We start from the raw sequence: 26713 nt of genomic DNA on the forward strand, positions 1-26713 counted from the left end.
TGGCGAAGACGGCAACGGTGCGGTCGAAGCCAAAGTCAAAGCCGAAGTCGCAGAGCTTTGCAGCCGTTTCCCAATCTACCCAAATTTGTAAACGGTTCGAAACAGAAGAAAACGGCGCCCCTTGAGGCGCCGTTTTTTCGTTCCGAAATCCCCCGTCGCACCCGCCCGCATCAATGATGAACTGATCACGTTGGATCGGGCGCTGTGCCTGGCGGAACGGATGGGATCAGATGTCGCCGTCGGCGTCTTTCAACGCGTCTTCCAGCAGCTTTTCATTTCGCGCTTCTTCGATACGGTTTATGCGGTCCTCAGCCGAGCGGCCATCGAATCGATACTTCACCACGTTGATCAGGCTCAGGGTCAGCAACACGATTCCCATACCCCAATAGCCTTTGGTAGCCAGCGGCACATCGGTTGAAAGATAAAGCGAGATACCCAGCAGCAGGTAGGCGACGGCCACGCCAGCACCGTTCAGCATCAGGATCAGATTGTTTTCACCGCGATTGGTCATTGGAAGTCTCCTAAGTTAAAAAATACGTGCGGTTCAGAATTGCGCCTTGAGGCGGTTCAGAACATCAGATGCGGTTGCTCGTGTTTTGGGGCCATATCCGGCCTCTTCCATTCGGGCAGCAAGGTTTGTGTGATCCATCCCGGCGTCAATCTCACGCAGGATTTCCGATTGTTCGAACGGGTCATCCTGGTTCATCACGCGGGTTATCAGCGCCTCGGCTTCGTCGATCGGGCTTTCGCCACCCAGATGCCGGTTCAGCCGTTTCTGAAGCCCCTGTTCTCGCCTTACAGCGCGGGCAGAGATGGCACCTTGCTTGAGATCCAGGATACGGCGGTTCGCCGCCTGAACCGAATGACGCAATTGCAGGATGCGCGCTTCAAGCCGGTCCACGGTCTGTTTACGCAGCACCAGTTCGTTTTCCAGATCGGCGACCGCCTGCGCCGCGCTATGAACAAGATCCTTCCGGTCATCTTTCAGCGCCTGACGCGCACGTACCATAAGTTCATCGATGCGTGTTTGCAGGGTCTCGATCTGACGGGTTTCACCGCGTTGCTTCTGGATCATGCTGGCCAACGTCAGCTTTGCAGCCTTGAGGTTCTGTTCTGCTTCACGGATTTTCTGGTCAATCAGGTCAATGGAAAAACTGTCGCGCAGGCGGTCTTCGGCCCGGGCATTTGCGCCATTCATCAGGGTCTTCAAAGTACTGAACATGTGCTCCTCCAATTCATGAACATCGTTCACATGATGGAGATAGCAATTTCATGAACGCCGTTCAATAATTTTATGAACACTGTTCAGGAAACTAATTGTTTCCAATTCGTGAAAGAACCTGAGCGATCATGCGTTCGATCTGTTCCGGCGGAACGCCCGAGATCCGGTTTTCCAACCCAAGGGTGACGATCCCATGGACGGACGAGAACAATGCGCGCGTCATCAGATCCATCTCGACCCGGTCCAGATCGGGAAACAATTCGCTGACCGGCTCTGCGATGAAAGAAAACAATTCTTTCAACGCGTTGCGATACCAATCCGGCACAGGGCCATCGTCGGACATCTGCAAGTCAAACAAGGCCCGCCACAGGTTCGCGTTTTCATCGGCAAAATACAGATAGGCTGTGCTCATGACAATCAACCGCTGCACCGGAGGCTCACTGCCATTAAAAGACGTTCCAACCGCCTGCCCCAGACGTTTGAACGTGCGCCCGTTCACAGCCATGACAATTGCGTTCAGATCTTCGAAAACGTTGTAAATCGCGCCCAGCGCACACCCAGCGTCTTTTGCCAGATCTCGCGCTCGAAGGTCGCTGAGACCATTGTGGTCAATGCGGGTTTCTGCAGCCTCAATCAGCTTTTCGCGCAACTGTTCGCGCCGGATCTGTGCTTTGGTTGACATAGCGCCCTCAGACTTTGAACCACGTTCAGACCACAGCGCATAGTCCAGAACCTAAGGTCAGATCAAGCCGCGCCACCACAGAAAAGCCAACAGCAGTGTCGTCAGCGCCAGCAGGTTGAAGGCCAGCCCTCCCAAAAGACCGAGGAACCAGCCCCATCTGCGATCCGCTAGATTAATAGACCCCAGATGATCCTGCACCACATCAGATGCCTTGATCAGTTTGGGGTTATCCAGAACCAGCCTCAACTTGGGATGAGATGCCATCGTCTCGGCCTGGGCCAGAATCAATGCCTGTTTGTAAACGCGGCGCGGCAGCCGACGTTTGGCCTTGCGGATCGATGCCTCGAGCGTCTTGTCACGCACTCCGAGCTTTGCGCGCAGCAACACCACCGTCTCGGCGATCCGGGTCTGAATGTCTGTGTCTTGCGACATGGGCGCTCTCCTGCTGCGGCAATCTAACGACAGCTGCAGAGACCTACAATGGGGCTGGCTGTTTTCGACTGCGGCTTGTATCACGCCATATATGCTGAACACGATCGTACATGGCGAACCGACCGCCCGACTGCCCCTTGTTATTGCCCATGGCCTTTATGGATCGGCCCGAAACTGGGGCGTAATTGCCAGGCGGCTATCGGACGAACGGCAGGTGGTGGCAGTCGACATGCGAAACCACGCCTACAGCGCATGGGATCCGTGTCATGATTACCCTCATCTGGCACAGGATATCGCCGAAGTGATCGAGCAGATTGGTGGCAAAGCGGATGTGCTGGGACATTCGATGGGCGGCAAGGCCGCGATGACGCTGGCACTGCAACACGGCGCATTGGTTAACAAGCTGGTGGTCGCAGACATTGCGCCGGTGCAATACACGCACAGCCAGATTCAGTTCATCGAAGCCATGCGCGCCGTGGACTTTTCGCGCATTGCACGCCGCTCGGATGCCGAACAACAATTGGCCGAGCTGGGCGTTGAAAAGGCCTTGCAGAGCTTTTTCACCCAATCGCTGGACATCAAGGGAAGGCGTTGGTTGCTGAATTTGGATGTGTTGGCGGACCAGATGCCAAATATCATGGGTTTTCCAGAATTGGATGCCCAGTGGGATGGTTCCGCGCTTTTCCTATCTGGGGGCGAGTCAGATTACGTCTTGCCGGAACATCGAACCAAGATTCGTGCACTGTTTCCCGGCGCGCGCTTTGCTAAAATCCCCGGTGCCGGGCATTGGCTGCACGCCGAAAAACCGCGTGAGTTCGAAGCTGCGGTCAGAACTTTCCTGAACGCCTGATCACGCGCCTTGATACAGTCGCTTAGCCACCATCCAGGACGCCGGAACGGCGATCACAGCCCCTATAGCTGCGGCGCCAACAATCGCGCTGACAGACACCATTCCAGCCGACAGCACGGCGATAACGGCCGAACCTGACAGGGCAGTTGCAATCAGTGAATACAGCATAGCGGCAAGGCGAAACATGGACGGGTTTTCCTTCTGTTGGCTTCCGGCCGAATATTTCACGATTCGAATGTGTTGCACTTTGATGTGTGTCAGATGCGGACCGATCCCGGATCAGGATTTGACGACTTCACCGCCCCCGTTCATCCAGTCGACCAACCCCCCTAGATTAAACACCTTCCGGTAACCCATATCCTTCAATAGCTTTCCGGCCAAAGCCGCGCGGCCTCCTGACGCGCAGTGCAACACAATGGCGCGATCCTTGCGCAGTTCGGGATCGTGGGATTGCAGCGCGTCATCTGCCCGAAATTCCAGCATTCCGCGCGGAATATGATGCGCCCCGACAGCGCGACCAGTATTTTGCAGTTCATTCGCGTCGCGAATGTCCAGCAGCAGACCACCCTGCTCTATCAAGGCCTTTGCCTGTGCTGTATCAACCCGCTCAACCACTGCATTGGCAGCCTCCATCATGTCTTTGACCGTCACCGGCATGCAAGTTCTCCTTTACGTCATCGCGCAAAGGTTAACATGCGAAATTTGGAAGGTGTAGCCATGGCGGGAAACGCCCATGTTACTGTTCGCGAAACGCGCGCGACATGCTGTCTGAAACCGGTTTGGCTATGTAGGCCGCAAAGGTGCGTTCTTCGGTCTGGATCATGATTTCAGCGGGCATGCCAGGGGTCGGAACAAAGCCGGCGACACGATGCAACTCATCCGGTGTCAGTGAAATCCGCGCCAGATAAACTTCCTGCGGAACACCAGTCGACTCCTCAAGCAGCGCATCGGCGGAAATATAGAAGACTTCGCCATACAAAACGGGCGTCGTGCGCTGATTCAATGCGATCAGGCGGACCGTGGCGGTCTGTCCTGTAATAACACTGTCAATCTCAGTACGCGGAATCTGCGCCTCGATGATCAAAGGCGCATCTGCGGGCAGGATCTCGGCTATCGGTTCACCGGTCTCAATCACACCGCCCGGCGTGTGATAGTGCAGGCGCACCACTGTTCCGGTCACCGGCGCGCGCACCACGGCCCGGTCAAGAACACTGCGGGCCTGACGGGATTTTTCACGTACGCTTTCCAGATCGGCTTCGATCACGCCCAGTTCGTCCAATGCGGCCTCACGATAGGCGGAACGCGTGCGTGTGATCTGTTCTTCGTACTTCAACAGCATCTGATTGATCTCCGAAGCCTCGGCCCGCAAACGGGCCTGCTGCCCTTCGGCTTCGGCCTGCACGCGTCGGATGGTGTTCAGCTCGCCTTTGCGAACCAGACCCTTTTCGAACAGTTGGTTTTTGGCCTCGAACTCCTCCTGCAAAATCTCGGCCCGTCGCGCCATGCTGTCCAGCTGCGCCTCAAACCCGCTGGCCCGAATTTTCAGAGCTTCCATGTTGCGTTCCAACAGCGCCACGTCATTCAAGAGCGTCTTGCGCGACACATCGAAACTGAGCTTTTGCCCATCGAGAATAGCCATGACTTCGACGTCGTCAGACGCCTCAACGAGCCCCTGAGAAAAGACGAGGCGGTCACGTTCCCCGTACTCCGCCAGCAGCCGTTCGGTCATAGCCTGGAGGCGCAGCTTGCGGATGAACAGCTCACGCTCATTCGCCTGGGCAGAGGTCTGGTCCAGCGTCATCAGCACCTGACCCGCCTGAACCGCCTGACCTTCGACAACCTTGATGTCTTCGATGATGCCGCCCTCAAGGTGTTGGACAATCTTGTTACGACCGGTCGCGACAAAGCTGCCTTGCGCGATGACTGCCGCGGCTAGTGGGGCGCTGAAGGACCAGACCCCGAAACCGCCGAAACACACAACAAGCATGACCAGCCCGATGACAATCAGCCTGTTGATCGAGCGTGGAACCTCGGCATACCACACCTCTGGTTCATTGGCGGAGTTCTTCACAGGTACGAGGTCATTCATGGTCAGCCCCCCTGCTGGCCTTCAATTCCGGTCTGTTTGCGTGGCCCGTTGATTTGCTGAAGAACCTGATCTCGCTGGCCGAACAGGGCCACGCGCCCGTCAGTCAGCAACATGATCTTATCGACAACATTCAACAACGTTGGCTTCTGTGTAATGACAACCACGGTGATCTTGCTTTCGCGCGCCTGTTCGATGGCACACGCAAGCGCTTTGTCACCCGCGACGTCGAGATTTGAATTCGGTTCATCCAGCACAACCATTCTGGGGTTGCCAAAGAACGCCCGCGCCAGCGCGATGCGCTGCTTCTGACCACCGGACAGAGGCGAGCCATCAGCGGCGACCACGGTCTCATATCCCTGCGGCAGGGTTGCAATCATGTTATGCACGTCGGCCAGAACGGCCGCGTCATGAATCTGTTCGTCGGTGGCATCCGCTCGCATCCGGCCGATATTGTCCTTGATCGTGCCGGGGAACAGCTGCACATCCTGCGGCAGGTAACCTATGCTTTCGCCAAACTGGCGCGGGTCCCAGTTTCGGATGTCCATCAGGTCAAGCCTTACGCTGCCCGATGTGGGCAGAATGGACCCAACCAGAGTTTTCCCCAGCGTGGTTTTCCCCGCCCCGGAATTGCCGATAATGGCCAGCGTTTCGCCGGGAACCAGCGAGAACGTAATCCCGTTCAGGACCACACGTTTGGTTCCGCCCGGTACATAGAGCAGGCGTTCGACATCCAGACGACCTTCAGGGCGTGGCAGGCGTAGTTTTTCGTATTGCAGGGCCGAGGTCGACAGCAGCGCCTTGATCCGCCCATAAGCCCCACGTGTCAGCAGGTAACTGTTCCACCCTTCAATCGAGCCCTCGATGGGCGCGAAAGCGCGCCCAGCAATGATCGAGGCTGCAATCACCATACCACCCGTGATCTCTCCTTGCAGGGCCAGAAACGCACCCCAACCCAGAATACCGATCTGGGTCAGCAGGCGAACGGCGCGCGAGATGGCCGCGAAGATCACGTTGCGGTCCTGTGCCCGCACCTGCCAGGTCAGCGATTGAGCGGTATCCCGTCCCCAAATCCGGACAGCCTCGGGGATCATGGCCAGAGCGTTGATGATCTGACTGTTGCGCGACATCGAATCCAAATGCAGGTTTGCAGTAGACTGCGCCTTATTCGCCTCGGCAAACGGTTTGGCAGTCATTTTCTGGTTGATCAGCGCTATCGTCATGAGGATCAGCGCGGTTACCACCACGATCATGCCCAGTTGCGGATGGACCAAGAAAATCATCAGGATGAACAACGGCGCAAACGGCACGTCCAGAAATGAAATCAGCGTGCCCGAGACCAGAAAACCGCGAAGCTGTTGCAGATCGCCCAACGTCTGATACTCGCGCCCGTTTCCATGCAGCGACGCATGCGCAGCCGCACTTAACACCGGTGCGCCCAGCCGGGCTGCCACCTCAACTCCGGTGCGCATCAACATAAAACGCCGTACCGCATCAAAGGCTGATTGAAAGATCACCGCCCCTGCGACGATTGCCGTCAGCATGATCAGTGTATCCAGCGACCGACTGGTCAGAACCCGGTCACTTATTTGAAACAGGTAGATCGGAATTGCCAGGATCAGAATGTTCGTGGCGCAGGTCAGGACCAGAACAAACGCAAGATTGCGCCAGATCGCCCGCGTCGAAACGCGTAACGTGCGCTGGAAATCCTCGGGCGGGGTGCGTTTGTGGAATGTTTGGGGTGGCCCGTTCCCATCACCGCCGCCAGTCTTCGTTTGCAACAGTGGCTGGTTTGCCTTGGCCTCGATCGTGGTGCCTATGCCGTTCTCGCCGGATGCGCGCCCAGAGGGGGTCTTGCGCGCAGTCGAGTCCCCGGCGGATGCCGGATCCGGGCCATCAGCGTCGGCCACCCCATTGCCACCACCCGCCGGGTCTTTGTCTTGCGCGGGCTGCGGCTGTGCGCGCTGATGGGGAGGATCGGCGCGCCGTTGTTCACGTGAGTGTTGTTGGTCTTCGGATTGCTGTAACTTTTCGGTTTCAACCGTCCGATTTCGATCTGGTTCAGGCACGCGCATCTCCTGCGTCAGGTGCAATCGGGCTTTGACCCGTTGTGCCCGCGTCGTTGGTTCTGCCCCACCGCCAGCGTTCTGACGCTGTGGGCCCAAACCGCCCTGCCTGTCCAATGGGCTGGATAAAAGTGGACGGCGCGACGTAAATACAATCGACATTTACAAACCTTCTGGTCACTCGGTAAAAAATTAGGGGGGGGGTCAGGCCAGCATGGTTTGCAGGCCGTCATCTGGTGTCGTTGCGTCAGTGGATGGTGTATTCAATGACTGTGCAGCATCCGGTTGCGGCATGGACATGTCGTCCATGATTGCAGCGATAGCCTCATTGGTCATTTCTGTGATCTCTTCGTTGTCCGGCATGTCGATCAGGCTGGCCTGATGAAGCAACAGATCAGAATAAGATCCGTCAGCGGCCATAATAGTCGAATCCACACCAAATTTGGTCAGGTTCGCGGCGTTCAACAGAGCGTTGCTGCCAGCGACGACCTCGGTCTCGGCTGCATTGGGACCGGACAGGTCAATTTGGTCCTGATCCAGCATCATAGTGACCTGTTCGACGATGTTCACCTGCAACAGGTCTCCATCGATCTTGAGCACGCGCATCTGCTCCATCCCGGCGAACATGGGATCGTTGAGCAACGCGTCCTCCAACCCATCCATATCCATTTCCTCAAGTGCCATGGCGTCGGACAGGCTCTGATGCAATTCCTGATGCGTATCTTCGCCAATCGTTTTGACGGACGCGTCATTCATGATCAGGTTTTCATCATCTTCGGTCATTGCGCCAGGCACAACACCGCTGATGATATCGTCATCCATCAGAGCAATGGTCTGATACAGCATGTCGACGGAAATCATGTTCCCATCAATCATGATCAGGTCGTAGTAGCTGCCCAGCTGCACGATATCGGTGACATTGAACATCTCGTTATCGCCCAACGCATACAACGTCGATGCGGCCGAAATCTCGGTTTGAATGTTGTCGATATCCGTCGCGTCGATCACTTGCTTGACGAAGTTTGCGACAACCAGATCACCGTGCACCCAATCCACAATGATGTATTCAGGTTGTCCGGACGTTGCTGTGGCATCATCAAGCCAGGGGGCCTCCCTGCCTTCGACTTCAATCTTCGAAGACTGAATCACATCGGTGCCACTGCCCGTGCCCGGAGCTCCCACATCCCAATCTGAAACAAGCGCAACCTGACTGATGGCTGTAAGGTTGATCGCCTGCCCTCCGACAGCGATATAGGGGGCATCAACCCAGCCTACGGATGCCGAGACAGCATTGATCGCAAGGTTGCCTCCGGTCACCACCAGATGTCCGTCGTCAAACTCGGGATCCTTCGACTGATCCCACTCGGTCGGAAGCATGGCCTCCGCCTCATCCTCGTTAGCTTCATCCGGCTGATGGAACTCGGGCAAAATGTCAGTCCATACGGGTGCCTCGTCTACATATTCGCCATTGACGATCACACCCAATGCGTCATCGCCGTGGAACTGATGCACCGTAACGCCTTCTATTTCTGAACTCATCGGGTTCAGCATCTGTTCGGCCAGCGCTTCGATCATCTCGGTCGATTTGTAATCCGCAAGCGAAAATGATGGCGCCGCAACAGCGTGAAGCGACAACGCCATGTCCAGCATCTCTTCGCCCTGAGCGATCAGCGCCTCGGTGTCACGAAAATCCCCTTCACCGACCGTATCGTTGTCGCGCATGACCACCTTTTGAACGGTAAAGGTCATTGCCGAACCCAAAGGCACTGTCTCTGGCCGCAAAATTATCAGCTCTGGTGCAGACGACGCTCCGGTTACGCTGTCCGGAACAAATCGCTGAGATTCCGCACTTTCACTGTTGAGGATAATGACCGATTCATACACCGGCCAGTCAGGTGCTTGTGGTAACGGCAGTTCCGGTTGAGAGGGAATGAAATTGAATGGCAGAGCTTTATACTCACCCGCCGGAATATCCAGATCGGCCTTGATGTGAATCGAGGCCGGTTCTTCTAGCCCTTCAATTTCAGCTTTCCGCCTTAAGGCACTGAACTCCTCGTACTGATCTCTCAGCCGGGCCTGTTCTATCGTAAGCTCAAAAGTTCCAACAAAATGCGCTATCGTTTCCGTAATACCGTCGAGGGCCATGTCGGTTATCCTTTACACCCGCACCGGCCAGAAATTTCCGGTTTGGGTTCAGTTGGGCCGGGGCCGCGGTTTGCGGCCCCGGCGTTTTCGAAAGATCGCAGGGCCCGAAAATGCGAGCCCCGCCTTTTGACTTATGCGTCAGTATCGTCGCTTGCGTAGGACGAGGTCATCGATCCGCCAACCATGGTTGTATCGACCGAGTTGCCCAGTACGTTAGCACCCATGACGATTGACTGGTTGAAGGCCGAGGTGTCGACAACAGCAGCAGCTGAGGCATAAGATTCGCCGGTCACGATACCATCGCCACCATTGTTCGAACCCCATGTACCGCCGTTACCGCCAGCACCGCCGTCACCTGAATAGGCTCCAGCTGCACTGCCACCGGTGATCGTGCCACCCATGGTGTCGCCAGATGTCGCGGTGCCCATCGAGGCTCCGCTGGTTCCGCCATTCGAGGCTGACGCGCCACCAGCACCACCGGCACCCGAGCTGGCCGCACCGGTTGCATCACCGGAACCGGTCGATGTGGCATCGTTGTCGGAGCTGCCTTCACCACCATATCCGGCGATAGCTTCGGCCAGGCTGTCGGCCGCACCGTTTGTATCGGCATCTCCGAATACATCCGCTGCTCCGCCGCCACCTGCGGTATTGGCTGCATCAGCAGATCCGGCACCGCTACCTGCAGATGACGATGTTGGCGATGTACTGCCGCCTGCTCCACCGTCGCCGTCTGCGGCTGATGTTCCGGTACCCGCCGCATCCGCAGCGCCATCGGCTGCGTTCGAACCGCCGTCACCACCGCTACCGTCCGTATCTTGCGAATTGCTGGCTGCGCCGTTCACGTCACCCGGGCTCTGGTCAATATCCGGCCCACTTGCCGATTGATCGCCAACACCCTGAGCGTCGGAATCCGCTTCAGCGGTCCCACCGGAACCGTCGCCGCCCGAGCCGTCGCCGCCAGTTCCGTCGCCGGCTGTGCCGTCACCACCGGTTCCGTCGCCGCCGGTGCCGTCACCACCTTCGCCTGCTTCGGCGTTAAACATGCCAAGCTCTTCCTGCAGGGCCATGATTGCAGCTTCGACCATCTCGCCAAAACCACCTTCGCCATCGCCGCCGGTGCCGTCGCCGCCGGTGCCATCACCGCCGGTGCCATCACCGCCGGTGCCGTCGCCGCCAGTTCCGTCACCACCGGTTCCGTCAGCTGAGCTTTCCGCACCGCTTTCAGCAGCGCCTTCCGCAGCGTTGTCTCCTGCAGTCGCATCATTGGCTTCGGTGTTGCTGTCGCTGGTGTTCGAGGCCGAACCATCTGTCGCAGCGTTACCATCACCACCGTCCGCTCCGTAAGCATCCGCGACGTTGTCAGCCGTCCCAGTGCCAGTTCCGGTCGAGTCGGAATCGCTGTCGCCACCGTTGGCGTTACCGGATGCGTTCGAACCGGACAGACCAAGACCAAGACCAAGACCAAACGAATCCGCGCTACCGCCGGCTCCGCCCGTTCCCGTACCATCGGCACTTGTGCTGCCATCGTTGTCGGACGTCGAGGAGCTGTCTGCAGCGCCGCCGTCTCCGCCGGTACCATCACCGTCGGCACCTGAGCCTGACAGACCAAGACCGATGCTCGCGTTGTGCGCATCACCGGTAGAGCCCCCTGTACCGCCAGTAGAAGCAGAATCTGCGCTGCCGGTATCACCACCAGAGGCCCAGGCGTGGCTACCCAAAGTTGTCGAGTCAGCTGCACCACCATAACTGGTGCCACCGTCGCCCGAGTTTCCGCCCTTGGCGTCCGATCCAATACCTTCAGCAGCATTGGCTGTACCACCGTTGGCGTCGCCATTCTGGTAGAAGTCTGAATTGTTGGATACACTTGGTGAATCCAACGTGTCATCATCACTCAGACTGGCCACCTGGTTGTTGACGGATGACATCGCCGTACCGGCACCATCCATTGAGATGTCCAGATTCATGTCATCGCCGGGATCATAGTTCAGATCGCGGCCAGCGGTGATCACATCACCTACCGTCGCCGAATCTCCAAGATCCAGATCAACCTGATCATCATCGCGTGGAATCCACTCACCGCCACCGAAATCGATGTTGATTTCGTTGTTGTTGGAGTTGTCGTTGGTGTTGTCTCCGGCATTAAGCGTCTGATCTTGATCCTGACCTTGGTCCTGATCCTGGCCCTGGTCCTGATCCTGGCCTTGTTCCTGACCCTGGTCCTGACCTTGGTCCTGACCCTGTTCATTAGCGTTTTCGACGTTTTGGTCCTGCTGTTGCTGCTGCTGTTGCGCAGTCACGTCCGCTTCGACCAGGGCCTCATCAACCTGAATTTCAACATCCACCGGAGCATCCAGATTTTCGACATTAATTTCGTCGACGGTCGTTACATTGGTATTATTTACATTGCGTCTCATAACAAATTCCCATTTCTGGAACGCCAGACCGCCATTCATCTAAAAAGCGGTATCAAGCGTGATTGAATCAAAAAAACTCACACAGCGTTTGAGCACGCTGAATGCGGTCCACGATAGTTTTCCTGAGGCCACCTCCTTTCCCGGCTAAGCCGAAAACGCGACCGCTCACAATCGATGCTGAAATACGCAAGGAACGGGCGCGACAGGGACAGATGCTTCGAAAATTAAAGCCCGCCCATGTTTGCAGCGGCACATGCTCGCGACTAGCTAGCTGAAAGTTCTGATGTATATAATGCTTTGTTTTACTTATATATTTTTCGAAAACTTCAAGCTTTTACCAAACTGGAACAAAAAGTTCTAATGAAGAAAGTAGTAAAAAATTAATGCAATTGTTTCCGCATGTTACACAAACCGACACACCAAAACCTAACCAATAGTTCTATAACTCTGACACTCGAACTATACCGTCTGGTTGTAGAAATTCGCGTTTTCAGTTACAATAAAACTTACGTAATTCTTTGATTAGTTAACTACTTTTGCTCCTGAAATTCGATTTTGATAACGCAATTCCCGGTAAAACCCGTTTTGTGAGGGAAAATAATGAGTGAGTCTTTGAACTATGAAACTGCCAGCCAAAGTTTTTTTTCAGAAGATTTTTCGATTGTCTTCCTCGGGAAGGAACTATTCTACTCAAATCAAACCCTAAGAAGCGTTCAAACTGAATTCGGCGTCTGCGCGTTACGCTTCGAAACACTAGAAGCAATTCCCGAACACGTTCCCGGCAGCGGCAGAATAATCGTTGTAGATCAAATGTTGATCGAAGACCTGCTCGCGCGCCCGACGACCTATATCAATTGTACAGGGTCCGGCTGCCTCGCCTTTGCCTATCGCAAAGAGGATTCGGCCCGACACATGTTCGAAAGCTGGAATCGCGCGCAGTTTGGAGAAGTGGGTTTTCTGCCGATGAATGTCGCGCCGGACGCGTGGCGCGCCATCCTCAGATTGCTGATGCACGAGGAACTTTATCTTCCCAGTTTTCTGGCCGACTATGTCTCTGCCCCCTGTCAGCGCACGCCAGAAACACTCAGACAACCGGAACCCATCGCACCAAATGGCGTGGATCGGCGTGCACAATACTCCAAGCTGACGCGCCGCGAAAAACAGGTTCTGCAACTGGTCTCACAGGGCAAAAGCAACAAACTGATCGCGGCCAAGCTGGGCATCACGGAACACACCGTCAAGCTGCACATGCATAATGTTGTCGGCAAGATTGGTGTCTCCAACCGGACGGCGGCTGCTCATTTCTATTTTGAGGTTGCGCCTCATGAAGCGCAGCAGACGGCCTTTGACTGATCCTTTTGAAGTCCGGTTCGACCGCCTCATCCTATTGGTGGGCAGGTTGAACTATATGTGGACCAACACTGAGAGCCTGCTGATACACCTGATTGCCGGCCTGACCGGAACGTCGAAAGACGTGGCTGTTATCATTTTCCTGACCCTGAACACCACCCGCGCGCGAATCGATCTGGTTGAACGACTGGCCAAAATGGAAGGGCGCCCGGCCCGGATTCGCGATCCGATCCTTGAGCATACGCAACGACTGGCTAAGCTTTCGGGCATACGCAACAAGTTCAACCATTGCATCTATTCGTTCGACCCTGAAAGCGGAAACCCGAAAACGATCCTTATGCGGATCGCGGATCGCAAAACCGATATCAAACTCGGTCGCGAAGATACCGTCGACGACAATGCGCTGCGCGAGATCGAGGCAGTCGTTGATCAGTTGTCAGCCGCAAACCGGGACATCTGGAAACTGATCCGACACTTGGGATTTCCGGTTTAGGATGGCCACGGCGTGGCTCAGTTGGCAGGCGAGTTTCGCGTACTGTTTCGCAATACCCGCCCGACCACCACGGTACGGCTGGCCAAGCCCACGTAAGCTATTGCTCATTTTTTGAAAAAATCTGCTTGGTGCGGGCGGTGGGATTTGAATGTACTTTCCAAGACAGTCCTAGCTTTTCCAAAATCTGCAAAATATCCAAGTTATTCAATCTAATACCGGCAATCTATTTTTCCCTCTTGTTCCACAATGAACCTTCCTATACCAAATATTGTGGTGGGACTGTAAGTGGGACTGAGCATTGAGGGAATTGAACAAACTCAGCGCAGCGCAGATCAAAACCGCCCCAAAGGGGAAGCATGGCGACGGCGGCGGGCTGTGGCTTCACAAGCGCGACCAGACGCACGGAAAGTGGGTACTGCTTGTAACTGTTCACGGTCGTCGCCGGGAAATGGGCCTTGGTGCCTACCCTGATGTTTCACTGAAAGAAGCCCGAGAGGACGCCGAAAAGTGGCGGGCGGTCGCGCGCAAGGATTTAGACCCCATCAAAGAACGAGAGAAAGAGCGAAGGCAGCTTGAGCGCAACATGCACCTTCTGAAGGATGTCGCGCTTGACGCCTATGAATCTCGAAAAGCGGAACTCAAGGGCGATGGCAAAGCTGGCCGGTGGTTCTCGCCTCTGGAGCTTCATGTTCTGCCCAAATTAGGCAAGGTGCCTGTCGCGGATATTGACCAGATCGATATTCGGGACACGTTGGCACCGATTTGGCATGTTAAGGCCGAGACCGCCAGCAAGGCGATGGATCGGTTAGGTATATGTCTCAAGCACGCTGCGGCATTGGGACTGGATGTTGACCTACAGGCGACAATGAAAGCCCGCGCCCTTCTGGGCAAGCAACGGCATAAGCCGAAGAACATCCCGGCTTTGCCTTGGGTCGAGGTTCCAGCATTCTATTCCAGCCTTGATGAGGGAACGACGACTCACCTTGCGTTGCGATTGTTAATCCTGACAGCAGTGCGATCCGGGCCGATCCGAAAAGCGCACGAAGATCAGTTTGAAGATGATGTTTGGACTATACCGGCCGAGATTGTGAAGGGACGCAGGGATGCAACGGAAGATTTCCGGGTGCCCTTGTCAGACGCAGCATTGGAAGTGATCGAAGCTGCAAAGAAACAGGGGCGTGATGGCTATCTCTTCCCCAGCGTCCGCAAAGGTGTCATCTCCGACGCGACAATGTCCCGCCTAATGGAGCGCCGGGACATGCAGGCTCGACCGCACGGATTCAGGTCCAGCTTTCGGGATTGGGTGGCAGAAACCACCAACACGCCTCACGAGGTCGCAGAGACGTGCCTGGGGCATGTCGTGGGCGGGTCTGTGGAGCGCGCCTATCGCCGTACCGATCACCTTGATCAGCGCCGTGTACTCATGCAGCGGTGGGCGGATTTCGTGACAAAGAAACAAGCTGAAATCGTGAGGATTGGATGATGTTCGCACCAGAAGGTTACTTGCCATTTACAGAAGTCATTGAGGCAGCGAGACGAATTGCTTGGAATCACGTAAACCCGGATGGTTGGGAGATTATATCGGACACGAGCAAGAACTCCTCAGATGAAGCGGTAATGAATGGAATGATCTGGCGACGGAGTGAAGAGCACCTATTGACTGCATGGTTGATGGCAAAACTTATGCATCAGGTCGGTGTCTATATCTGCAGCCCCGCAAAAACTATCTTTAAGTGCTCCGATTTGCTGCACATTCACGAAGATCTTTTGGATTGGTTTTATTGGCCGGAAGATGTTCTTGACGATGAACAAACTGCCGGGCCGTTTTGTGTCACACTTGAGGAATCCGCGCAGAACAAACCTTTACTAAGATTCAGGTACATTGATGTAGAGACAGGCACCATTAGAGTTTTAGGCAGGGAATTAGCAATACGGGACTACATTGGCGCGATGCCAAACGAGCCAGTGGCGCAAATATCAATCGCAGCACAATTTGAGGGATGGGCGGTCTGCTTCAAGGAATCCGATTTTGCGCCTATCATTCACGACACAATTGCGGATGTTTTACACCAAAACCTAGAGGCCAATCTGGCATCTATGGATCACCAAAAGACACGCTTAGGCCGACGCAGAAAAACTGACCAGGCACTGTTAGCCTATGACAAGATTTTCCCCACTGGACATGGTTCGCTAACGTGGCAAGCGGTCACGAACCAGGTTGTCGAAAACACTGGCGTCGACATTCACCACCAAACCCTTATGCGGGCCGTAAACCAACGCGAGGCCGATGAGGGGAGTGATAAAAGCCCCGAATAAAGTGATAAAACACTGACAAAAGTAAGTATAAAATCCAATTCGACTTTTATCACTTTTGACTTAATGACAGGCCCGAGTTTGAAGGCCAAATTTCCTGCATATTCCTAACTGGAGCAGGAGACACACACGATGTTGGAAAAGCACTACCGCCGCGCCGAAGTAGAGGAAATCACCGGCCTGAGCCGAAGCGCGATTTACGACATGATGGATCGGGGCGAATTTCCCCGTCCGGTTCGTATCACACGTAAAGCCGTTGCCTGGCCTGAAAGCAAACTCGCCGAATGGCTTGAACAGCGCCCCGCTGCCTAAAGAGAAACCCGCACCTAACACGCAGGCGCGGGCGGAAGAATTTGGGGCTATCAACACCCCTAAAGTAGCCGCATTGCGCCTGCCCTGCGACCGCAGAGGCAAAAATGAGCAGCACAAATTGGCACAGTCTCACTAAGACCATTATGGCCAACGCGGGCGAATACCCGTCCGTCCAATTGCAATTCTTGATGCAGCATCTGGAAGCATACCCCGAGGTCAAACCGGCCGTAGAGGGTGCGATTCATGACATGGGCAATTGGTTACGCGAGAACGCGTCATGATCGAAATCCCCAAAAACAAGACAGAAGTGGTTCGCATAGAGCGGACCATCTACCACGGCGTTGAATGCCTCAACATCCGCGTCTGGTACGAAGCGGAAGACGGCGAGATGCGGCCCAGCAAGAAGGGCATCGCCGTTCGCATCGAACAGGCCGCCGACCTGATCCAAGCAATCGAGACAGTAACTCAAGACTGAAAAGAGAGAGACCCTGCGCTCTCGAAGATTACGCAGGGCCATATCTGGTGGACGGTTTGACAGACGGTGGCACCAGTTGTGGTAGGCATACCACGGGGCGGGGTCACATGCCAAGCGCAGTCCGAAAGACCGAAGCGCGACCCCCGGCACAGCGTCTCAAGTGTCGAAAGTAGCGGTCAACCGATTGGCGGGAACGCACGACCAATTGGGCCCGACGCGATAGGCCGGCTCCGTTGAGCAGGAAGATCACGCCGAGGGTTTAGGGACAGCCTGGCCATTGTGCCGGGGCTGTTCGTCCTATGCCCTTCGCTCCTGACCTCACCATTGAGCAGAGGGGGTATAGAGCAACGGTTGAGTAAAGAGAGAGGTTGAAACAAAAAAAAGGATGATTGGAAACTCGCTTTTGAGCAAATCGAATCAACTTGATTTCAGCTTCAACGCGGTGATTTCGGATGAAGTGTCAAGGAGTCTGCGCTGGTGACAAAGAGCTCAGATAAGCGCGAAGCGGCGTTCATGCGTCAGATGGCCAAGGGCGGCGCGCGGCGCTCTTTGGTGCCGGGGCAAGTCCTCTACGAGAGAAAGCCAACGGCGACGGGTGTGAAGGATGAACGCCTGACCTGGCTGAACTATGCCAACGATACTCGTTACATCATGTCGGCGCGTCTTAGTATGGATGATGGGCTGCGCGCGGTCGGCAATCTCTACGGCGGCAGCGTGCAGTTGGCAGAGCATGGTCACGGCAACAATTGCGCTCAAGAGTACGTGGACAATGGAAGGCACGGTTCTGGTGGTGGCATTACGCCCGCGATGATCGAGGCTCGCCAGATTGCGGACATCGCGCAGAAGTGCATGAAGGTCCTTCCGGTCATCCGCCACCGTGTTAACAGCCGCAAGTACAAAATGGGCGAACATCGGAGCATCCGCGCCCGACAATTGGTCGACGCTATTTGCGTCTATGGGTTCGAACTCACAGAAGTCGCCATTCGGTTCGACTGGTGGGTTCAACGTAGTGATACCGGAACCAAGTTCATCCAGACGCGACAGAAGCAGAAGCTGAAACATGCATTAGTCGATGGGCTAAAGGAGATTGATGAAGCCTTTCAGGAACACGGAATCGACGCCAGGAGGATCGGCGTTGTGAGTGTGGGGTAATGCCCATGCTGGGACGGAAACGTAATTTGCTGCCATCACCACTCACCAGAAAGCGAGCAGACTCATGACAGATAAACCACCTCTCGACCGGTGGCGCTTCGACGCCATCACAAACGGCCCTGAACGACTGTGGGGCGTGAAAGCAATCGCTGAGTGTCTTGGCGTATCAGAGTCGAAGGTCAGGCGTATGGCCAAGAGGCTCACAGTGCCGATCTACAAACCGGAAGGCAGATACTTCGCATTGCGATCCGAACTCATTGACTGGCTGAAAAGGAAGTAACCATGACTCAAGAACACCAAATCGCATCGTTCATTGTTCTCAAAGGCAAGCCCAACTCAGTCGGCAACCGAACTCTGGCGGTGTTCGACATGCTGACCTCTGGCCTGCGTATCTGTGGCTGCACGCTCAACGTGAATGCCGAGGGTCTCGCATTTAGCAACGGACCGTTAGGCAAGCATCATTCAGGATCGGCAATAAGAGTCCAGTTCACAGACCCTGCATTGGCTCGCACTGTCACGCGCATGGCAGCGACCGCATACACGGCGTTGACCGGAGACGAGCTCGAACTGGAGTAACCGTACCGAGGGGGGTGGTTCTGTTCTTTTTCGCACACAAGGGGACCGGCGCGGGGAGGCGAGCGCGATATTTGCACGAATCTGGATTTTCCTAAGTGTCAGAAATGATCGGCTTTGAACACGTTTGACCAGTTTTGCTAACTACCCCCGCCCTACGCACCGCGCGAAACTGTTGGCATGTGGCCGTTTCGCAAAAAAACTCCGACTGAAGAAAAGTCGCTCGCAAATCCTCAGGATTGGTTGAACTCAATTTTTGGCTTTACGCCCATGAGTTCCGGCGTGTCACTCTCTGCAGAAACTGCGCTGTGTATTCCCGCGGTGAACTCTGCAATCCGGGTGATCTCGGAAGCCGCTGCCAGCCTGGATATCGCGGTGAAATCGCCCGACGAAAAAACCACCTTTGATGCCGACCCTGCCCTGCAGCTTTTGGTTGGTGAGGCCAATGAGTGGACCGCGGGTTACGAACTTATCCGAGATCTGGTGATTGACGCGCTGCGATATGATCAGGGTGGGTTAGCCTGGGTGAACCGGGTCAACGGCAAGCCGATGGAGATCATCCACCATAATCCGGGCGTGATCACTGTCGAATACGATCAGGGCACACGCGAACCGACTTATCGGATCAACAACCGGATCGAGCCAGCAGCAAACATCATCCACCTTCGCAGCCCATTTGGTCGCGCGCCGTTGACACTGGCCCGAGAAGCCATCGGCGTCGCCTATGTGATGGAGCGACATGCGGCGCGTTTGTTTGGCCGTGGCGCCCGCCCTTCTGGCGCGTTGATGTTCCCTAAAGGCATGGGTGAGGAAAGTGTGAAAAAGGCTCGCGATGCGTGGCGTCTGACCCATGAAGGCAATGACGCAGGAGGTCGCACGGCTGTCCTGTATGATGGCGCTGAATTTGTTCCGTTTACTCTGAACAGCACAGACGCCCAGTTCCTCGAAAACCGGAAGTTCCAGAACCTCGAAATTGCCCGCGCATTCCGGGTTCCGCCGAGCATGTTGTTCGAACTGGACCGGGCAACGTGGTCTAACACCGAACAGATGGGCCGCGAGTTCTTGGTTTATTGCCTGGAGCCTTGGTTGCGGGCGCTTGAATCCGCACTTGGTCGGAGCCTGTTCCTGCCTGATGAGCGCAAGGATCGCGTCATTCGGTTTGATCGGGATGACCTGACCCGGGCCGATCTGAACACCCGCGCAACCGTTATCAGCAGCTTGATCAGCAGCCGCACAATCAATCCGAACGAAGGCCGCAAATGGCTCGGGATGCTGCCCTATGGCGGCGGCGAAGAGTTTGCGAACCCGCACATCAACACCGAAACAGACAGTCAAAAAGAAACCGAGGGGGCTGAAGAGAATGGAACTGAATGACATCCTTTCAGACGCACAGGATCAGGATCGCGGTCGCGAATTCGAGCTCGCAGACCCTGTGACCGGCAAACCCACGGGTATCAAGCTGCGTGTGGCTGGACCGGATAGCGCCACGCAGAACCGTGCCCGGCTAAATCTGGCAGACAGCATGGTCGAACATGTCGGGCCTGACGGTCGGGTCTCAGCGGAAAATCGGGAAAAATTGCGTCTCGAATCTCTCGCTTCCTGCGTCCTCGGCTGGGATGTCAAAGAGGATGGCAAGCAGGTTCCTTTCTCTCAAGCCAACGTGATCCGCCTGCTCACCGCTGCAACGTGGGTGCAGGCTCAGGTCGATGCATTCGCCTCTGACCGCGCAGCTTTTCGAGGAGCTGAATGATGGAGCGAGCCTATGTGGAAACCAAGATTCTTGCACATGATGACGGCGCGATTTCCGGCATCGCTTGGAAGTTCGGTCAAGGCGACCGCGTTGGCGACTGGATTGAACGCGGCGCATTCAAATCAGCCGCGATGCCAGTGCCTATATTGTTTGGGCATGATCAGAATGACCCGGTTGGTTCCTGGAATGAAGCCAAGGAAACCAACGAAGGGTTGGAGATCAAAGGCAATCTCCTGATTGAAGATATTCCCCGTGCCAGAGAGGTGCGTGCCTTGGTCAAATCCGGCGCCGTTCGCGGGCTTTCAATCGGCTTCCTGACCAAAGATGCCGTTGCTCGCAAGGGTGGCGGCCGCACGATCAAATCCCTTGAGCTTCTGGAAGTGTCCCTGGTGACTCTGCCGATGCATCCGGGCGCACAAGTCACGTCCGCAAAATCCGCTGTCGAGGCCCTGCGCCTCGCCGAAACCATCAACCGCGCTGCGGCGCTAATCGCAAAGAGGTAGAAATGAAACACACGCGATTGAAAGACCTGCGCGGCTGCACCGCGTTGACCCTTAAAGGCGATGATGACGATCCAAACGATATCGTCACCAAAGCTCTGGCAGACCTGACCAAGACCGTTGATGAACGGCTGGGTGAGTTCGAGGAAAAGGCCGACACCACGAAGATCGTGGAACGGCTGGACAAGCTCGAAGCCAAAGCCAACCGGCCCGGTGGTGGTGGCGATAAGAAGGATGAACCCTCGGAAGAGCGCAAGGCCTTTGCCACTTATCTGCGTCTGGGCAACAACGCTCCGGCGGAAGAACTGAAGGCGCTGACCGTTTCCAGTGACCCACAGGGCGGCTATCTGGCTCCGGCTGAAATGTCGTCAGAGTTCACCCGGGATCTGGTCGAGTTCTCACCTGTTCGCACCATTGCCAGCGTCCGCCAATCTGGATCGGCATCTGTAATTTACCCGAAACGAACTGGCGTCACGAATGCCAAATGGAAAGGTGAGACCGATACTTCAGAACACTCCGAACCGGGTTTCGGTCAGGAAGAGTTGTTTCTGAAAGAACTGAACACCTATACCGACATTTCCAACCAGTTGCTTTCTGACAGTGCTGGTCAGGCTGAAGCCGAGGTTCGCTTGGCTCTGGTTGAGGATTTTGGCCAGAAGGAAGGCGCGGCATTTGTCAACGGTGACGGGGTTCTGGAACCTGAAGGGTTCATGACCAAGACCGGGATTGCCGAAACCAACAACGGCCACGCGACCAACCTGGATCCGGACATGCTCATCAAGCTGATGTACGCGATGCCTGCGATGTATCGCAACAATGGCACGTGGGTGATGAACGGCACCACATTGGGTGTGATCCGCACTCTCAAAGATGGTGACGGGCGTATGTTGTGGCAGCCGAGTTTCCAGGCGGGGCAGCCAGAAACCATTCTGGGCCGTCCAGTGGCCGAGATGGTCGATATGCCGGATGTTGCGGCCAACGAATTCCCCATCATGTATGGCGATTTCTCGGGCTACCGGATTGTCGATCGCCTCGCGATGTCCACGCTTGTGAACCCGTACATCCGGGCCACTGAGGGGATCACCCGCATTCACGCGACACGGCGCGTCACAGGCGGCGTCCTGCAGGTCGCCAAGTTCCGCAAACTGAAAATGGCTTAAAGGAGAGAACCGATGCGTGATCTATACCACAACATCAAAGCGGTGGCGGCTCTGGCTCCTGCCGTGCAATCCGCCACTGTGAACGGGGCAGCGATCGATCTGAAAGACGCAAACCGTGCGGCCTTTATCCTGAACACGGGCGCTGTTGCCGGATCCGGTGATTTCAGCGCCAAGCTGCAGGAAAGCGACACCACTGTATCCGGTGATTTCGCGGATGTGGCGGCAACCCAGGTGGACTCGGATGCACCCGCAACCCTCGCGGCAGACTCGTCTTACCGGTTCGGCTATCGCGGTAATAAACGCTATGCCCGGATTGTTCTGACAAAGGCATCCGGAACCAGCATTGCAGCAGGCTGCGCAGCCGTTCTGGGCGATCTGCGCGACCGCCCGCAGGTGTAACCGTGACATGCCCCGGAAACCCCCTCGCATTTGCGGTTGCGGCCATCGCGTTGCCGCCGGTGTTCAGTGCCCGTGTGAACGGCGCGCTGCTACCGAGCGAAAGGCGCGGCATGACAAGAAGCGGCCCAACTCAAGCGCGCGGGGATACACGGGGCAATGGGAGAAGGCTCGGGCGCTGTTCCTCAAGCGGTTTCCCAGATGCCGGATGTGCGGCGAACCAGCGACGGTTGTCGATCACATCAAGCCACACAGGGGAGACAAGACGCTTTTCTGGGATCGGACCAATTGGCAACCGCTCTGCACGCCTTGTCACTCCAGCACAAAACAACGGATTGAAAGGATCGTATCATGACGATTTACGCTTCTAACGGCACGCAGATTGCGATCTGCACCACGCCGCAAACCTCTGAGCCTGCTGATGCCGCAGCATACCAGGCGTTGACCTATACCAACATCGGGGAACTCGAATCCCTCGGTTCTCTGGGCGACAGTTCAAACGAGATAGCGTTTGCATCTCTGGCGGATGGCCGCACCCGGCGTGCAAAGGGTACCCGCGATGGTGGGGCTTTTGAATGTACTTTTGGCGCTGATTATGCGGACGCTGGTCAGGTTGCATTGATTGCAGCTGAGAAGACAATCCACAACTATGCCTTCAAGGTCACGTTCAACGATGCACCTTCCGGCGGCACGCCTAGTGAACGTTACTTCCTCGCAAAAGTTGGATCGGCCAATGAAGCGGTTGACAGTGCAGACAACGTTATTCGCCTGAACAGCAGTCTGTGGATCGAGACGGCAATCACACGGGTTGATGCAGCCTGATGACGGTTCTGTCCCCTAGCGATCTTTCGGCGCATCTTTCCTTCACGGGGGATGAAGATGGCAGCGACGTGATCATGCTCACGCGGCTCATCGATGCGGCGCAAGATCACGTTGAACGCCTTCTTGGGTTTCAGATTGAAGTTCAGTTTGGCGGCTCCGGACAGTCGCCCGTTCCGCCGTCTCTTATCCACGCGGTGCGGATGCTGGCGGCTCATTGGTACGAGCAACGGGAAACCGCCGGCGACGGGATGAAGTCAGTCCCGTTTGGTGTGTCCGAGATCGTAAACGAATACCGGGAGTTCACGTTTTGAAAGATGGCGGGCTGTCTAGTTTTCAGAGGCGCATGAACGCAATCCCGAAGGAGGTTCGGAAGGCGGTCAGGCCTGCGTTGCTGCAATCAGCGCACGAGATGCAAGACGCTATGGAAGCCCTGGTTCCCGAAGATACCGGCGATTTGCAGGGCAGTATCGAAGTGACTGGGCCGGGAGAAACCACGCCACCTTATTCACAACCCGGTGGTAGCCATACCGTTCCGGAGAATGCGGCGGTCGTGACGGTTGGCAACAAGGATGTTCGCTACGGCCATCTGGTCGAGTATGGGACAACTCACACACCTGCGCAGCCGTTCTTCTGGCCGTCTGTACGTCTCTTTCGCAAGCGCGCCACGGACCGCATCAAACGTGCCGTTTCAAAGGCTGTGAGGGAGGCTGGCAAGTGACACCCGATCTCACCACTCAAAAAGCCATCCGCGCGCGCCTCTTGGCCACACAGGCCGTCACTGACCTTGTGCCTGCGGCAAACATTCTGGATCGCAATCAGCGCCCGGCGCCAAGCCCGTCTATCGTGCTGGGTGAATGTCAGGTGGTGGATGCTGGCACATCCATGAAGCGCAAGCACAGCCGCGTCTATCACACGGTACATGTCTGGAAAAAAGAAGCCTCGCTTGAAGGGGTGAAGCGCATCAGCGGGGCCATCCGCAACGCTCTGCAATGGAGCCGCATCGATCTTGATCCGGGCTTTCACGCGGCAGACATCAAGGTTACGGGCACGCGATCCGTGCGCGACCCTGACGGGGAAACCTCGCACGCGATTGTCACCATCGAAATTCTGGTTGCGGAGGTGGCGTGATGCGGGCGGGTAAACTGATCAACCTCATTCGAATTCAAAGGGCTGCGGCCGTGCCCAATGAGTACGGCACCCCGACTGAAACATGGTCGGATCACAAGCGGCTCCGGGCCGAGGTAGTCCAGCAATCCGCAGAAGAATTCATAAACTCGCAAGGTGCCAATGATCGCGAAACCATCATTTTCCGCACCCGGTTCGTGCTGGATATTTCAGCAGCAGATCGGGTGAACTTCAGGGGCGCAGATTACAACATCAAAGGCCTGGTCGAAATTGGTCGACGCAACGGTCTCGAAATCAGATGTGAAAGGTTGGAGTGATGCGCGGCACGAAACCCCATATGCGAGAAGACCCCGAAGCGATCACGGACATGGAAGCACCCCCATGGCTGTCCGAAGCTGCACGGGCTGAGTGGGATCGTGTCATGCCCATACTGTCAGAACGGCGCATTCTGACTGTCGCAGATCTGGGTTCTCTGGAGAACTACTGCACGGCAATTGGCACCGTCCGAGAGACGGAGGCCCACATTCAAAGTTACGGCCATGTGATCGACGTGGAGGGCAATTTCAAGCGCAACCCGTCGGTTGGCATCCAGTCGACCGCAATTCAGCAGGCTCGCCTTCTGGCGGCCGAATTAGGCCTCACCCCCGTGTCCCGATCCCGCCCCACTATCAGGGAGGATGACGATGCTGATTCCCTCCTGGATAACTGATGAAACCGAAATCCCTGACCCGCTCGGATGCGGACAACGGGCTGTGGATTGGTTGCGTCGCCTGAAGCACCCAAAGAACCCGGCACCCGGCCATCCGTTCCAGTTGGACCCGTGGGCAGAAAAGACAATCCGGCGTATTTACGGACCCAGAAACGAAGACGGCACCCGCGTTGTTCGCCGCGTGATCCTTCTGCTACCACGTGGAAACCGCAAAACCAGTCTGTGTGGGGCAATCAATCTGCTGCACTTGGTTGGGCCTGAGGTGCAGCCAGGAAGCCTGATTGTCTCCGCTGCCGCAGCCCACGATCAGGCAAGAGAGCTATTCGAAGAAACGGCGTTGATCGTGGAGAACGACAAGCGTCTGAGCAAGCACTTGGACGTACGCGACTACAAGAGCCGTATTTCCTTCAAACAGAAGCGCAGCCGTTACATCGCCTTGTCTGCTGACGGGCGCGTGCAGCACGGTAAAACGCCCTCTGTGGTCATTGCGGACGAGTTGCACGTCTGGGAAGGTCGCAAGGGCCTCATGCTCTGGGAAGCGCTGGATTCGGCGCTGGTCAAGGTTCCCGGAACGTTGATGGTAGTAGCATCCACCTCGGGGCGTGGACAGGAAAACATCGCCTGGAAAACCGTCGAATACGCTCTGAGGGTTCAACGCGGCGAGATTGACGATCCTGCCACCTTGCCGGTGATTTTCATGGCCGAGCCACAGGATGACTGGACAGATGAAAAGCTCTGGTACGCGGTCAATCCGGGCCTTCAGCATGGCTACCCGGATATTGCCGGATTTCGGGACAAGGCCCGCAAGGCACAGCATTCCTTGTTCGAGCGGGACGGGTTCCGCCAATATAACCTGAACCAGTGGCTGGACGCCTCAACATCCGGCTTTGTCGAAATGCACGCTTATGATGAAGGCGCACACCCCGTCGATCTGGACGAATTGGACATGGTGCAGGCGCCCTGCTGGCTGGGTGTGGACCTGTCCAAGAATGAAGACCTGACCTGCGTCGTTGCCTGTTGGGAAGACGGGGATGACGGCTATCAGGTCTATCCCTGGTTCTTCTGCCCCGAGGAAAACCTGCGTGATCGGGGCGAACGCCACAACGTTGATTACATAGGCTGGGCCGAGGCTGAGCATATCATCCCTACACCCGGCAATACCGTCGATCTACGGGCTGTAGAAAGCCACATTCGAGAACTCTGCGCCCGGTTCAATGTCCGAGAGATCGCGTTTGATCCGACCTATGGCCGCACGATGATGGCTGATTTGAACGATGACGGACTGCCCGCCGTCGAGTTTAGGCAGGGCTGGGTTTCGATGGCTCCGGCAGTCAAGGAGCTGGAGCGCGCAATACTGGCGCGACGGTTCAAACATGGTGGCCACCCGATCCTGCGGTGGAACTTCGAAAACATCCAAATCGACGTCGACAAGGCCGGGAACCGAATGTTCCACAAAGGCAAGAGCGGCAACAAAATCGACGGTGCGGTTGCGACCGCTATGGCCGTCGCGCGCTGCGCTGCTGGGGACGTGAAGTTCATGACCGATGCCGACTGGTTCACTGATGACATGTATTTGGCCTAAGGGAGAGCAGACGTGCCAGAAACTGAAGAAAGACTCGTTGTTCAGCTTGAAGCCCGCGTTGCGGATTTCGAGAAGAAAATGAAAAAGGCCGAACGCACTGGAAC

At 56.0% G+C, this 26713-nt stretch carries 34 protein-coding genes; 24 read left to right on the plus strand and 10 right to left on the minus strand.

What is annotated here, in order from left to right; translation table 11 throughout:
* Positions 1–226: 226 nt before the first annotated feature.
* From ACR0K5_RS23880 to ACR0K5_RS23895, 4 genes are all read right to left on the minus strand, one after another.
* Entirely contained in the window at positions 227–511 is a 285-nt protein-coding gene (locus ACR0K5_RS23880; protein WP_480632035.1) for a YiaA/YiaB family inner membrane protein, read from the minus strand.
* A gap of 33 nt (positions 512–544) precedes the next feature.
* The gene (locus ACR0K5_RS23885) at positions 545–1222 is read right to left on the minus strand and encodes a PspA/IM30 family protein (protein ID WP_480632036.1); all 678 of its coding nucleotides are present in this window, start codon (positions 1220–1222) and stop codon (positions 545–547) included.
* Positions 1223–1313: 91 nt separating this feature from the next.
* Positions 1314–1904 (minus strand): TetR/AcrR family transcriptional regulator, encoded by a 591-nt coding sequence (locus ACR0K5_RS23890; RefSeq protein WP_480632037.1) that lies wholly within the window; start codon positions 1902–1904, stop codon positions 1314–1316.
* A 57-nt stretch (positions 1905–1961) separates the two neighbouring features.
* The gene (locus tag ACR0K5_RS23895; protein ID WP_480632038.1) at positions 1962–2336 is read right to left on the minus strand and encodes a hypothetical protein; all 375 of its coding nucleotides are present in this window, start codon (positions 2334–2336) and stop codon (positions 1962–1964) included.
* A gap of 91 nt (positions 2337–2427) precedes the next feature.
* Here ACR0K5_RS23895 and ACR0K5_RS23900 point away from each other — a divergent pair, with 91 nt between their 5' ends.
* A complete protein-coding gene (locus tag ACR0K5_RS23900; RefSeq protein ID WP_480632039.1) occupies positions 2428–3186 on the plus strand; it encodes an alpha/beta fold hydrolase in 759 nt (252 codons plus the stop codon).
* On the opposite strand, the gene ACR0K5_RS23905 is transcribed toward ACR0K5_RS23900, so the two are convergent.
* The 6 genes from ACR0K5_RS23905 to ACR0K5_RS23930 all read right to left on the minus strand — a co-directional run bounded on the left by ACR0K5_RS23905 (position 3187) and on the right by ACR0K5_RS23930 (position 11897).
* Positions 3187–3372: a hypothetical protein gene (locus ACR0K5_RS23905; protein ID WP_480632040.1), complete on the minus strand. Its 186-nt coding sequence runs from the start codon at positions 3370–3372 to the stop codon at positions 3187–3189.
* Positions 3373–3465: 93 nt separating this feature from the next.
* Complete coding sequence (locus tag ACR0K5_RS23910; protein WP_480632041.1) at positions 3466–3843, minus strand: rhodanese-like domain-containing protein; 378 nt, start codon at positions 3841–3843, stop codon at positions 3466–3468.
* Positions 3844–3922: 79 nt separating this feature from the next.
* Positions 3923–5275 (minus strand): HlyD family type I secretion periplasmic adaptor subunit, encoded by a 1353-nt coding sequence (locus ACR0K5_RS23915; protein WP_480632042.1) that lies wholly within the window; start codon positions 5273–5275, stop codon positions 3923–3925.
* A 2-nt stretch (positions 5276–5277) separates the two neighbouring features.
* Complete coding sequence (locus tag ACR0K5_RS23920; RefSeq protein WP_480632043.1) at positions 5278–7500, minus strand: type I secretion system permease/ATPase; 2223 nt, start codon at positions 7498–7500, stop codon at positions 5278–5280.
* Positions 7501–7542: 42 nt separating this feature from the next.
* Positions 7543–9483: a type I secretion protein gene (locus ACR0K5_RS23925; protein ID WP_480632044.1), complete on the minus strand. Its 1941-nt coding sequence runs from the start codon at positions 9481–9483 to the stop codon at positions 7543–7545.
* Positions 9484–9614: 131 nt separating this feature from the next.
* Positions 9615–11897, minus strand: coding sequence for a hypothetical protein (locus ACR0K5_RS23930; RefSeq protein ID WP_480632045.1), 2283 nt, complete (start codon positions 11895–11897; stop codon positions 9615–9617).
* Positions 11898–12707: 810 nt separating this feature from the next.
* On the opposite strand from ACR0K5_RS23930, the gene ACR0K5_RS23935 reads away from it, so the two are divergent.
* The 23 genes from ACR0K5_RS23935 (at position 12708) to ACR0K5_RS24045 (ending at position 26609) form a co-directional block, all read left to right on the plus strand.
* Positions 12708–13250 carry a helix-turn-helix transcriptional regulator gene (locus ACR0K5_RS23935; RefSeq protein WP_480632046.1) on the plus strand — a complete coding sequence of 181 codons (543 nt, stop codon included), beginning with the start codon at positions 12708–12710 and terminating at the stop codon, positions 13248–13250.
* Positions 13243–13740 (plus strand): hypothetical protein, encoded by a 498-nt coding sequence (locus ACR0K5_RS23940; protein WP_480632047.1) that lies wholly within the window; start codon positions 13243–13245, stop codon positions 13738–13740. The genes ACR0K5_RS23935 and ACR0K5_RS23940 overlap by 8 nt, the downstream gene beginning before the upstream one ends.
* Before the next feature lie 298 nt (positions 13741–14038).
* Positions 14039–15223: a tyrosine-type recombinase/integrase gene (locus ACR0K5_RS23945; RefSeq protein ID WP_480632048.1), complete on the plus strand. Its 1185-nt coding sequence runs from the start codon at positions 14039–14041 to the stop codon at positions 15221–15223.
* On the plus strand, positions 15223–16056 hold the full coding sequence (locus tag ACR0K5_RS23950; RefSeq protein WP_480632049.1) for a hypothetical protein: 834 nt from the start codon (positions 15223–15225) through the stop codon (positions 16054–16056). The genes ACR0K5_RS23945 and ACR0K5_RS23950 overlap by 1 nt, the downstream gene beginning before the upstream one ends.
* A 129-nt stretch (positions 16057–16185) precedes the next feature.
* Entirely contained in the window at positions 16186–16365 is a 180-nt protein-coding gene (locus ACR0K5_RS23955) for a helix-turn-helix transcriptional regulator (protein ID WP_480632050.1), read from the plus strand.
* A 104-nt stretch (positions 16366–16469) separates the two neighbouring features.
* Positions 16470–16646 carry a hypothetical protein gene (locus tag ACR0K5_RS23960; protein WP_480632051.1) on the plus strand — a complete coding sequence of 59 codons (177 nt, stop codon included), beginning with the start codon at positions 16470–16472 and terminating at the stop codon, positions 16644–16646.
* Positions 16643–16840, plus strand: a complete 198-nt coding sequence (locus ACR0K5_RS23965) for a transcriptional coactivator p15/PC4 family protein (protein WP_480632052.1) — start codon at positions 16643–16645, stop codon at positions 16838–16840. The genes ACR0K5_RS23960 and ACR0K5_RS23965 overlap by 4 nt, the downstream gene beginning before the upstream one ends.
* Positions 16841–17317: 477 nt before the next feature.
* The gene (locus ACR0K5_RS23970) at positions 17318–17992 is read left to right on the plus strand and encodes a hypothetical protein (protein ID WP_480632053.1); all 675 of its coding nucleotides are present in this window, start codon (positions 17318–17320) and stop codon (positions 17990–17992) included.
* A gap of 64 nt (positions 17993–18056) precedes the next feature.
* Positions 18057–18272 carry a helix-turn-helix domain-containing protein gene (locus tag ACR0K5_RS23975; protein ID WP_480632054.1) on the plus strand — a complete coding sequence of 72 codons (216 nt, stop codon included), beginning with the start codon at positions 18057–18059 and terminating at the stop codon, positions 18270–18272.
* Positions 18273–18274: 2 nt separating this feature from the next.
* Positions 18275–18568, plus strand: coding sequence for a hypothetical protein (locus ACR0K5_RS23980; protein WP_480632055.1), 294 nt, complete (start codon positions 18275–18277; stop codon positions 18566–18568).
* 279 nt (positions 18569–18847) lie between these two features.
* Positions 18848–19939, plus strand: coding sequence for a phage portal protein (locus tag ACR0K5_RS23985; protein ID WP_480632056.1), 1092 nt, complete (start codon positions 18848–18850; stop codon positions 19937–19939).
* Positions 19926–20315, plus strand: a complete 390-nt coding sequence (locus ACR0K5_RS23990; protein WP_480632057.1) for a hypothetical protein — start codon at positions 19926–19928, stop codon at positions 20313–20315. The genes ACR0K5_RS23985 and ACR0K5_RS23990 overlap by 14 nt, the downstream gene beginning before the upstream one ends.
* On the plus strand, positions 20315–20818 hold the full coding sequence (locus ACR0K5_RS23995; RefSeq protein ID WP_480632058.1) for an HK97 family phage prohead protease: 504 nt from the start codon (positions 20315–20317) through the stop codon (positions 20816–20818). Before ACR0K5_RS23990 ends, ACR0K5_RS23995 begins: the two co-directional genes overlap by 1 nt.
* Before the next feature lie 2 nt (positions 20819–20820).
* Complete coding sequence (locus tag ACR0K5_RS24000) at positions 20821–21975, plus strand: phage major capsid protein (RefSeq protein ID WP_480632059.1); 1155 nt, start codon at positions 20821–20823, stop codon at positions 21973–21975.
* A 12-nt stretch (positions 21976–21987) separates the two neighbouring features.
* Complete coding sequence (locus ACR0K5_RS24005; protein ID WP_480632060.1) at positions 21988–22374, plus strand: hypothetical protein; 387 nt, start codon at positions 21988–21990, stop codon at positions 22372–22374.
* A gap of 205 nt (positions 22375–22579) precedes the next feature.
* Positions 22580–22726, plus strand: coding sequence for an HNH endonuclease signature motif containing protein (locus ACR0K5_RS24010; protein WP_480632068.1), 147 nt, complete (start codon positions 22580–22582; stop codon positions 22724–22726).
* Positions 22723–23193: a hypothetical protein gene (locus ACR0K5_RS24015; protein ID WP_480632061.1), complete on the plus strand. Its 471-nt coding sequence runs from the start codon at positions 22723–22725 to the stop codon at positions 23191–23193. Before ACR0K5_RS24010 ends, ACR0K5_RS24015 begins: the two co-directional genes overlap by 4 nt.
* Positions 23193–23504: a head-tail connector protein gene (locus ACR0K5_RS24020; protein ID WP_480632062.1), complete on the plus strand. Its 312-nt coding sequence runs from the start codon at positions 23193–23195 to the stop codon at positions 23502–23504. The genes ACR0K5_RS24015 and ACR0K5_RS24020 overlap by 1 nt, the downstream gene beginning before the upstream one ends.
* Positions 23501–23911, plus strand: coding sequence for an HK97-gp10 family putative phage morphogenesis protein (locus ACR0K5_RS24025; protein WP_480632063.1), 411 nt, complete (start codon positions 23501–23503; stop codon positions 23909–23911). Before ACR0K5_RS24020 ends, ACR0K5_RS24025 begins: the two co-directional genes overlap by 4 nt.
* Positions 23908–24321, plus strand: a complete 414-nt coding sequence (locus ACR0K5_RS24030) for a DUF3168 domain-containing protein (RefSeq protein ID WP_480632064.1) — start codon at positions 23908–23910, stop codon at positions 24319–24321. The genes ACR0K5_RS24025 and ACR0K5_RS24030 overlap by 4 nt, the downstream gene beginning before the upstream one ends.
* Positions 24321–24635, plus strand: coding sequence for a phage head closure protein (locus ACR0K5_RS24035; protein WP_480632065.1), 315 nt, complete (start codon positions 24321–24323; stop codon positions 24633–24635). The genes ACR0K5_RS24030 and ACR0K5_RS24035 overlap by 1 nt, the downstream gene beginning before the upstream one ends.
* Positions 24635–25027, plus strand: a complete 393-nt coding sequence (locus tag ACR0K5_RS24040; RefSeq protein WP_480632066.1) for a phage terminase small subunit P27 family — start codon at positions 24635–24637, stop codon at positions 25025–25027. The genes ACR0K5_RS24035 and ACR0K5_RS24040 overlap by 1 nt, the downstream gene beginning before the upstream one ends.
* Entirely contained in the window at positions 25002–26609 is a 1608-nt protein-coding gene (locus tag ACR0K5_RS24045; RefSeq protein ID WP_480632067.1) for a terminase large subunit, read from the plus strand. The genes ACR0K5_RS24040 and ACR0K5_RS24045 overlap by 26 nt, the downstream gene beginning before the upstream one ends.
* Positions 26610–26713 lie beyond the last annotated feature (104 nt).

It is taken from the genome of Ruegeria sp. AB9 (genome assembly GCF_056542585.1).